This window comes from Patescibacteria group bacterium (assembly GCA_028711655.1).
GTDB lineage: Bacteria > Patescibacteriota > Patescibacteriia > Patescibacteriales > JAQTRU01 > JAQTRU01.
In genome coordinates this window covers 1-6,318 of sequence record JAQTRU010000049.1, presented here as the reverse complement: position 1 = coordinate 6,318, position 6,318 = coordinate 1, and the positions used below count along the sequence as shown (strand labels likewise).

Sequence of the window (6,318 nt, the reverse complement as noted above, 5' to 3'; positions counted from 1 at the left end):
GGACCGAATTGAAACCGGCTCTTTCGCCATTGCGGCGGCCGCCGCCAAATCCGCTCTCACTATTGCCGACTGCGAACCGGAGCATGTGCAAGTCCTTCTTTCCGTTTTTAATAAAATCGGCGTCCCCTTTGAATCTGGCAAAAATTTTCTGAAAATCAAAGAAGCTAAAAAAATAAAATCTTACGGCATTAAAACCCATGAATACCCGGGTTTCCCGACCGATTTGCAGCCGCCCTATACGGTTTTGATGACCCAGGCGGAGGGATCTTCCCTCATCCACGAAACGATTTATGACCGGCGCCTGCTTTATGTTGACAATCTTTTGCAGATGGGAGCCGATATCACCATGTGCGACCCCCATCGCGTCGTTGTCAACGGAAAGACAGAACTTTATGGAAAGAAATTGACCAGCCCGGATTTGCGGGCCGGAATCGGCATTTTAATCGCCGCTTTAATCGCGGTTGGCCAGACGGAAATTGACAATATCTACCAAATAGACCGGGGATATGAAAATATTGACGAACGGCTAAGGGCCCTTGGCGCCGATATTAAAAGAATCGGCACTCTTAATCTATAAATCCTAAGCACTAAATCCTAAATTCTAAACAAATACAAATTTACTAAATCCAAATGTTTTAAACTTAATGTTTTGGATTTCGGTAATTTGAATTTTGAAATTGTTTAGGATTTTCAACCCGAGGCTGATCTGCCTCTGGCATGAAGATATTAGGATTTAGGATTTAAAATTTTTTATGACCTATAAAACTCGCCGCGCCCTCTTCATATTTTTTGTCATGGCCTTTCTGATTATCGCTCCCCTCCTTAGCTTTTACGCGGCCGGCTACAAGGTAAAATTAAACTGGCCGCCCAATTTCAGCAACTCCCTGCAAAAAACAGGGATGTTTATTTTTGACACCTCTCCTCGCGGCGCAAAAATTTTCATAGATGGCAAGCCCAGCCAATTATTCTTCAAAAAATATTTCAACAAGGAGCAAGGCTACATAAGAACGCCGGCAAAAATAAAAAACATCCTGCCCGGAGAATACGACATCAGAATGGAAGCGGATGGTTATTGGCCCTGGGAGAAAAAACTTACAATAGAGCCGGGGCAGGCGACTTATGCCGAAGATATTTATTTATTCAAAAAAGACCTGCCTTTGCAGATAATAAGCCTGGCTCCGGAAGAAAAAAATTCCTCCCTCGCCTCCATCAGGAAAATTGAACCGTCGCCTGACAAAAAATACTTCTTTACCCTTAACGAAGAAAAAATAAATATTACGGAAGCGGGCGGAATCAATCTTTTCTCCTCCCCCCCCTCTTCTTTCAGGGCAAAATTCGGGCCCGATTCTGAAATTATATGGTCGCCGGACAGCGCCAAGGTTATCGCCGGCCGGATCATCCTTGATTTAAAAGATAAAAACAAAATAACTTATCTGGACGATTTGCTCGGCCGAGAAGCGGAAAATTTCAAATGGGGGGCGGACGGCAACGGCCTCTACTATCGGACCGCCAATGCCCTTAATTATTTTGACCTAATCGCCAAAAACAAAAAAATCATCTCCGGCGGAGAAACTTATTACGATTACGCGATAAAAAATGATCATATCTTCTTTGTTTCCGCAACAAACAAAACTTTAAAGTTGAAAGGCGCTTCCCTGAAAAGCGGTGAATTGTTAAAAGAAATCAGCCTGCCTTTTTCTTCCGGATATCGCCTGATAAACCCGGGACATAAGCTTATCAACCTCTATGACGGCGACCATCAGCTTCTCTACTTGATCGATCCCTTTGCCGCCGTTAACCCCCTGAAAGAAATCATAAACAATGTAAAATATTCTTCCTGGCTGAACGACAACCGACTTCTTTACGCCAATGATTTTGAAATTTGGCTGTTTGACGCGGACACGAGCGCCTCTTTCTTCGGCAGGGCCGGAAAAAAAATCCTTACCAGAATCAGCGAACCCATCACAGGCGTCCTCTGGCATCCCAGCAAAAATTACATAATTTACTCCACGGAAAAAACCATCAATACCATTGAGCTTGATGAAAGGGAAAAAAGGAACATAACCGAACTTATAAGAGCGGAAATGATTTATTCCCCGGACTTGGACCAAAAAGGAAAAATTCTCTATTTCGGCGCTAAGATCGGCCAGCAGGAAGGGCTCTATAAGTTGGAGATACAATAACAATTAAAAAAGAACGTTCGTGCGGACGTTCTTTTTTTGTTAGGCTTTATGCCTTACAATTTCAGTCCTCTTATATGCTTTTTCAGGTCTTTCCCGATTTCTTTGTCTTTCAAGCCGTATCTTAAATTCGCTTTAAAATAATTCAAGGGGTCGCCGGTGGTGAGCCACTCCCCGCCCTCAATTTTTTTGGCGAAAAATTTTCCGCCCTTCCTTACATACTCTCTGATAGCGTCCACTATCCAAAGCTCATTGCCTTTGCCCGGGGGAGTTTTGCGCAAAATATCTATTATGTCTTGGTCAAGGATCATGCGCCCAAAATCCGCCAAACGGGAAGGCGCTTCTTTGACAGACGGCTTTTCAACAATATCTTCTATTTGCATGGTTTTGCCTTTTAGCTTAACAATGCCGTAGCGAAACACTTCTTCTTTCGGCACTTCCTGCACCCCAATCATTAAGTGCCCGGTTTTTTCATAATCTTTTACCATCTGCTTGGTAAAGGACACCTTTGAATCAACCAAATCATCTCCCCAGACATACATAAACGGCTCATCGTCAACCAGACTGGCGGCGGACAGAACCGGCGTGCCATTCCCATAAGGGCCTTTTTGTCGCACATAAATAAAATTGGCCATTTCCGACAATCTGACAATATCTTTCAAAAGTTTAGTCTTGCCTGATTTTTCCAGTTCCTGCTCTAGGGCCCAACTGTGGTCAAAATGGTCTTCCAGGGGTTTTTTGTCCCATTTGGTCACCAAAATAATGTCTTCAATGCCTCCGGCCACCAATTCCTCAACCACGAGCTGGACAATCGGCTTGTTGACAATCGGCAGCATTTCCTTAGGCATGGTTTTGGTGGCGGGCAGAAGCCGCGTGCCCGACCCGGCCACGGCCACGATCGCTTTTTTGATAGGTTTCATAGTTTTAGATATTAGGTGTTAGATATTACCTGCCTGCCGCCTGCCTGTCCGGTAGGCAGGGCAGGCGGGGGTGTTAGAAAATTATTTTTTCAAAAACTTTTTAGGGGAGAGGAGCGTTATGAGTTATGAGTTATGCGGTTACTCCCCCACTTCCGCAAATACTTCAGCCAAGAAATAACATGGGCCCGGCTGGCTTTGTTCCAAAAAAATTTATACCAAGCCGTTTCCGCGCTTTCTCTTTTATGATTATGGATAATCCGGCTTTCCGGGAAATATATTACCTTCCAACTCCGGCTTGAGGCCCGACGGCAGAGGTCGGTGTCTTCAAGATACATAAAAAATCTTTCGTCAAAAAGCCCAATCTGGTCCAAACAAGCCCGGCGGCAAAATAAAAATGAACCCAAAAGCCAATCCACTTCTTTTGCCGAATTATGATCAAAATCTTTCATCAGAAATCTGTCTACATCTTTTCGGGCGAATTTGAATTTTCCCAAGGGTGTGCGGCGATAAATCGGCGTAAGTAAATTATACCATTGATAGCAAGAATTTTGAACAGTCCTGTCCGGATAAAACTGCTTTGGCCCGGCGATCCCGACTTCCGGATTGGATTCCATAAAATTATATAACTTCAAAAAAGTATCAGGAAAAGCGATTGTATCCGGATTCATAATAACCGCATATTTCCCTTGCGCTTTTTTAATACCAGCATTGTTGCCCGCGCCCATGCCTAAGTTCTTTTTATTCTGGACAAATCTAATCTCCGGATACTGCCAGGAAAGAATCTCGCCGATTCCGTCGTCTGAATTGTTGTCCACCACGATTATTTCATATTTCAAGACGCCGAAATCCGCCTCCTTGATTGATTTCACGCAATTCAAAGCCAGCCCCCGGCTCTTGTAGTTTAAAATAATAATGCTTATGTCCATGAAAGCAATTTTCAATTTTCAATTTTCAATTTTCAATTCCGTATATTTAGAATTGAAAATTTAGTCATTGAAAATTGTTTGAAAATTGATAATTGGTAATTGGAAATTTACCAAAAGATTATTTTCCTGACCAAGAACCAATATAATTGAAACACCGGATTAACCAGCTTCAGTTTCCAATCCCCTATTTCCTGATACCAGATTTTGCCGGAAAACATTTTTACTATATTCCTGTCTTTGATTTTGCGCAAGTTTTGCGCCTCTCTTCTTGCTTTAATTAAATATTTCCAGGTTCGCGGCTTTAAAAAATACAGCCAAACCTTTATTTTCTCTTTGAACCAGCCGGTTTTTAAGGAAAACAGCAACAAGCCGAACTCCATAACCAGACAGGCCGGCGTGATTAAAATCAGGGTAAGCCAATGGTAATTTTTTATAATTGAAAGCATCCGGTTCCTGTCCATAAAATAATACTGTTTGATTGATTTGGCAAATTCGTATTTATGGAAAACGACCGCTTCCGGGGCCAAAACGCATTTGTACCCGGCCAGCCAGATCCGCCAGCCCAAATCTTGGTCTTCATTATACATCCAAAATTCCTCGTCAAATAATCCAACTTTTTTCAAAACCTCGGCCGTAAACAAAACCGCCGCCCCGCTCGGATAGCAAATTTCTCTATTATGCCCCCCTTCGAAAGGGGGGTGAGGGGGGTTATATTCTCCGCCATATCCCAAGCAATAACCAAATCCCAAAAAGTGCGTAGTATTTCCCAGACTATTTATTTTTTCTTTTTCCGGCCAAAGCATAAGTCGCGCCTGAACGGCGCCAATCTCTTTCCCGTCATTCCCGCGCAGGCGGGAATCCAGAAATGATTTATCAACGTCAATAGCCTTAACCAATTCACTGACACAATCATTCTCAACCACCGTATCCATATTAAATAAAACAATATAATCAAAGCCCTGCGCCAACGCCAATTTAATCGCGTCATTATTCCCTTTGGCAAACCCATCATTATTTTTGTTTCTGATAATTTCAATTTGCCCCCTTTCGTTAAAGGGGGAACAAAGGGGATTTTTTTGCGTCTCTACACGCTGCCCCCCTTGTAAGGGGGGGGCGGGGGGTTTTTGCGTCTCTACGATATTATTCAATATAGGCGCATGATTATGCGCCTCTACAATATCGTTTAATAGGGTTAAACTCTCATTCGTGCTTTCGTTATCAATTAAAAAAATCTTAGACTCGCCGGTCCAATCCTGCTTTTTTAGACTTTCCAAACAATCCGCCAGATATTTTTCCGCGTAATCCTTCCAATTTGGAGAAATTATAATTGCCACCTTTTTATTCATATTCCAATAAATCTTTTATTTCATTAAATTTATTACTAGCCACTTTTGTGTAAATCTGTGTTGTCTCTAGTCGGGCGTGCCCCAATAATGCCTGAATATATCTTAAATTAACATTGTTCTCCAGCAGATGGGTGGCGAAGCTGTGGCGCAAAGAATGGGCGCTTACTTCTTTTTCTATCCCCGCCCTGATAGCGGAATCGGTAACTATTTTTTGCGCTGAACGGACATTCATCTTGTTTCCGGCCTTATAACTTTCAAACAAATAAACCAAGGGCCGGTATTCAGCGAGATATTTACCGATATTATCCAAAACGATTTTTGATATTATGGTTATTCTGTCTTTTTTACCTTTGCCTGATTTAACTATAACCAATTTGCGTTGAAAATCAATATCATTTATTTTCAGATCAACCAATTCGCTTATCCGCAAACCCGAACAATATAAAATTTGAATAACCAATTTATGCTTTATATTATCCGTTGCTTCAATCATTTTTACAACTTCTTCTTTTGATAACACGACCGGCAGTTTTTTGGGCTCTTTCGGCCTCTTAATACCCGTTTCAAAATCAAAAAATTTTCTATGCAAAATGCCTTGATAATAAAATTTCAAGGCGTTTATCGCCAAATTGGCGGTAGAACTTGATTTGCTCTTGGAAAACAGAAAATCCAGGTAATCCTTTATATCCTGGCCGGTTATTTCCTTGGGGGATTTATAGCTTGTAAACCTTAATAATTCCCTGTTATAATATAAATAGGCCCTAATTGTTTTGGAGCTAAAATTCCTAATCCTCATTTCCTGCGCCAAATAATGCATTGGATCCCTGGATAATCTTGTTGTTCTATTATTTATTGATGTATCCATAAGATATTCCGACTACACATATTTAATTTTATTTTACCTTATTTTAAATAAAAAATAAACAAGTTCGTATATAACTTGTTA

6 protein-coding genes are annotated in these 6,318 nt (G+C 41.5%); 2 read left to right on the top strand and 4 right to left on the bottom strand.

What is annotated here, in order from left to right; genetic code table 11:
• Both PHQ42_04955 and PHQ42_04950 read left to right on the top strand, forming a co-directional pair.
• A partial coding sequence (locus PHQ42_04955) for a UDP-N-acetylglucosamine 1-carboxyvinyltransferase (GenBank protein ID MDD5072050.1) occupies positions 1-577 on the top strand: 577 nt, incomplete at its 5' end.
• Between the two features lie 175 nt (positions 578-752).
• Positions 753-2,183, top strand: coding sequence for a PEGA domain-containing protein (locus PHQ42_04950; protein ID MDD5072049.1), 1,431 nt, complete (start codon positions 753-755; stop codon positions 2,181-2,183).
• 53 nt (positions 2,184-2,236) lie between these two features.
• Here the strand turns inward: PHQ42_04950 and PHQ42_04945 are convergent, their stop codons facing one another.
• The 4 genes from PHQ42_04945 to PHQ42_04930 form a co-directional block, all read right to left on the bottom strand.
• Positions 2,237-3,100 carry a UTP--glucose-1-phosphate uridylyltransferase gene (locus tag PHQ42_04945; protein ID MDD5072048.1) on the bottom strand — a complete coding sequence of 288 codons (864 nt, stop codon included), beginning with the start codon at positions 3,098-3,100 and terminating at the stop codon, positions 2,237-2,239.
• Positions 3,101-3,216: 116 nt separating this feature from the next.
• Positions 3,217-4,026 (bottom strand): glycosyltransferase family 2 protein, encoded by an 810-nt coding sequence (locus tag PHQ42_04940; protein MDD5072047.1) that lies wholly within the window; start codon positions 4,024-4,026, stop codon positions 3,217-3,219.
• A 107-nt stretch (positions 4,027-4,133) separates the two neighbouring features.
• Positions 4,134-5,372 carry a glycosyltransferase family 2 protein gene (locus PHQ42_04935; GenBank protein ID MDD5072046.1) on the bottom strand — a complete coding sequence of 413 codons (1,239 nt, stop codon included), beginning with the start codon at positions 5,370-5,372 and terminating at the stop codon, positions 4,134-4,136.
• A complete protein-coding gene (locus PHQ42_04930; GenBank protein ID MDD5072045.1) occupies positions 5,365-6,237 on the bottom strand; it encodes a tyrosine-type recombinase/integrase in 873 nt (290 codons plus the stop codon). Before PHQ42_04930 ends, PHQ42_04935 begins: the two co-directional genes overlap by 8 nt.
• Positions 6,238-6,318 lie beyond the last annotated feature (81 nt).

What these genes read in the sequence shown, in the direction of transcription:
- PHQ42_04950 (MDD5072049.1), top strand. Translation starts at nt 753, where the DNA reads ATGACCTATAAAACTCGCCGCGCCCTCTTCATATTTTTTGTCATGGCC.
- PHQ42_04945 (MDD5072048.1), bottom strand. Translation starts at nt 3,100, where the DNA reads ATGAAACCTATCAAAAAAGCGATCGTGGCCGTGGCCGGGTCGGGCACG.
- PHQ42_04940 (MDD5072047.1), bottom strand. Translation starts at nt 4,026, where the DNA reads ATGGACATAAGCATTATTATTTTAAACTACAAGAGCCGGGGGCTGGCT.
- PHQ42_04935 (MDD5072046.1), bottom strand. Translation starts at nt 5,372, where the DNA reads ATGAATAAAAAGGTGGCAATTATAATTTCTCCAAATTGGAAGGATTAC.
- PHQ42_04930 (MDD5072045.1), bottom strand. Translation starts at nt 6,237, where the DNA reads ATGGATACATCAATAAATAATAGAACAACAAGATTATCCAGGGATCCA.